The organism is Streptomyces sp. NPDC000880 (genome assembly GCF_053599675.1).
In genome coordinates, this window is record NZ_JBSFMS010000236.1 from 1 (window position 1) to 2,697 (window position 2,697).

2 protein-coding genes are annotated in these 2,697 nt (G+C 68.3%); one reads left to right on the plus strand and one right to left on the minus strand.

Annotation, left to right across the window (positions count from 1 at the left end; translation table 11 throughout):
* Window positions 1-158: adenosylhomocysteinase (locus ACWDO5_RS35565; RefSeq protein ID WP_450534661.1), on the minus strand; the 158-nt coding region annotated here is incomplete at its 3' end.
* 361 nt (window positions 159-519) lie between these two features.
* On the opposite strand from ACWDO5_RS35565, the gene ACWDO5_RS35570 reads away from it, so the two are divergent.
* On the plus strand, window positions 520-2,697 hold a 2,178-nt coding region (locus ACWDO5_RS35570; RefSeq protein ID WP_450534660.1), incomplete at its 3' end, for a fructose-specific PTS transporter subunit EIIC.

Sequence of the window (2,697 nt, forward strand, 5' to 3'; positions counted from 1 at the left end):
ATGCGCGCGCCGGCGAGCGGCTGCACGGCGGCGTACTCCTTACGGATCGACATCAGACCGGGCATCTCATGCTCGGCCAGAGTGATCTCCTTGCGGCCGAAGGTGGCGAGGGAGAGGTCGGCGACCTTGAAATCCTGGCCGGTGGCGACAGTCGACATACGAGCTGCTCCTCGTGTTCGGATCGAGGGTGGGTACGGCTGGCTCTGCGGCGGCCATAGGCATACCAATGCCCGGGCGCTCGCAGTGCAGTCCGTCGGAGGCCCTCTCTCCCTCGGCCGGTTCCGCACAACGGGACCGCCCGACCGCCATCAGCAGCGACGTCTGACTCTGGTCACGAATCTACACCGATCGGCGCAGTGGACCCCAGCCCGCCCACGGCTGGGTTCCGGCCACATCCAGGGCCCGTCGGCGGTGGCAAGTAGGACCGCAGGGCTTTTGATTAGGCGCTTGTCTGGTGCACGATGCTCTGCGGATCGGGAACAACCGTACGATCTGCGCACGAAGTGTTAGGAGAACCACGTGACCAGTCCGGCGAGCGAGCAGCGGAAGTTGAAGCTGCTTGCGGTGACTGCCTGTCCGACAGGCATCGCCCACACCTATATGGCCGCGGAAAAGCTGGCGCAGGCCGCAGACGCGCTCGGCATCGAGATGAAGGTGGAGACTCAGGGCTCCATCGGGGTCGAGAACGCCCTGACTGACAACGATGTCCAAGACGCGGACGGCATCATCATCGCCGCCGACAAGGACGTCGACCGCAGTCGGTTCGTGGGGAAGAAGGTGCTGGCCGTCGGTGTCGCGGAGGGCATTCACCACCCCGAGCGCCTGATCGAGCAGGTGCAGAACGCACCGGTGCACGGGGCGGGCGGCGGAGGCGGGGCCGCCACGCCGCCGACCGGCTCGGGCGGCTCGAGCGGTGGCGGCAAGGAGCGCAGCGTCGCGTACAAGGCGCTGATGAACGGCGTCTCGTACATGATCCCGTTCGTGGTGGTCGGCGGGTTGCTCATCGCCGTCTCGCTGGCGCTGGGCGGCGACGCGACCTCGAAGGGGTACGTCATCCCGGAGGGGACCTTCTGGGCTCACGTCAACGCCATCGGCGTCATCGGCTTCACGCTGATGATCCCCATCCTGTCCGGCTACATCGCCTACGCGATCGGCGACCGGCCCGCGCTCGTGCCGGGCATGATCGGCGGCTGGATAGCCAACACCGGTGCGCTGTACGACTCGGAGGCCGGCGCGGGCTTCATCGGCGCGATCGTCACCGGCTTCCTGGCCGGTTATCTGGTGCTGTGGATCAAGAAGGTCAAGGTCCCCAGGTTCGTACAGCCGATCATGCCGATCATCGTGATCCCGATCGTCGCGACGACAGCGCTGGGCCTGTTCTTCATCTACGTCATCGGCAAGCCGATCTCGTGGGTCTTCACGCATCTCACCGACTGGCTCAGCGGCATGACCGGGACCAGTGCGATTCTGCTGGGCGCGATTCTGGGGCTCATGATCGCGTTCGACATGGGCGGGCCGGTCAACAAGACCGCGTTCCTGTTCGGCGCCGGGCTCATCGCGACCGGCAACCAGACCGTCATGGGCATGTGCGCGGCTGCGATTCCGGTCATGCCTCTGGGGCAGGGACTCGCCACGCTGATCCGGCGGCGGCTCTACTCGCAGCAGGAGCGGGACACCGGTATGGCCTCGATCTTCATGGGCATGTTCGGCATCTCCGAGGGTGCGATCCCCTTCGCGGCGGCAAGGCCCGCGCAGGTCATTCCGGCGAACATGCTCGGTGGTGCGGTGGCTGGTGGGATCGCCGGTCTGGCCGGCGTGAAGGACGCGGTTCCGCACGGTGGGCCGATCGTGGCCGTGCTCGGTGCGGTCGGTGGGGTGCCGATGTTCTTCCTGGCCGTCGCCATCGGCACCGTCGTCACCGCGATCACCACGAATGCGCTGATCGACATCAAGGAGCGGAAGAACCGTGGCGCGGCGGGGGCGGCTGCCCTCGTGCCTGCCGGTGCGGGTGCTGGTGCCGGCGCTGGTGCTGGTGCCGGCGCTGGTGCGGTGGCGCCGGAACCGGTGCTCGCCGGGGTCGGCGCCGGTACGGGTGCCGCTACGGAGGTCTCGGGTGCCGCGGGCGTACGTACGGAGACGTCGCTCACTCCCTCGCCCGCCGCCGCCGAGCCTGCCGAGGACGAGGTGCTGTCCGGGTTTCTGACCGCGCAGACCGTGAAGGTCCAGCTGGCCGCCGACAGCAAGGACGCCGCCATCCGCGAGATGGCCGCGTTGCTCGCCACCACCGGCCGGGTCGCCGATCCCGACGCCCTCGTGGCGGCCGCCTTCGCCCGCGAGGACCAGGGCACCACCGGGCTCGGCGAGGAGATCGCCATCCCGCACGCCAAGACCGACGCGGTCACCGCGCCGATCGTCGGGTTCGCGCGGTCGGCGGAGGGCGTCGAGTGGGGTTCGCTCGACGGCACGAAGGCCAAGTTGATCTTCATGATCACCGTGCCGGAGGCAGCCGCCGGCGATGAGCACTTGCGGATCCTGGCGATGCTGTCCCGCAAGCTCATGGACACCGGCTTCCGGGAGCGGCTGTCGGCTGCGCCCGACGAGGCGGCGATCCTCGACGTGCTGCGCGAAATCGCTCATCTCTCGGCGCAAGGACGCGTTCAGGTCGTATCAAGCGCTCACGCCACCGAGGGCGCTCAC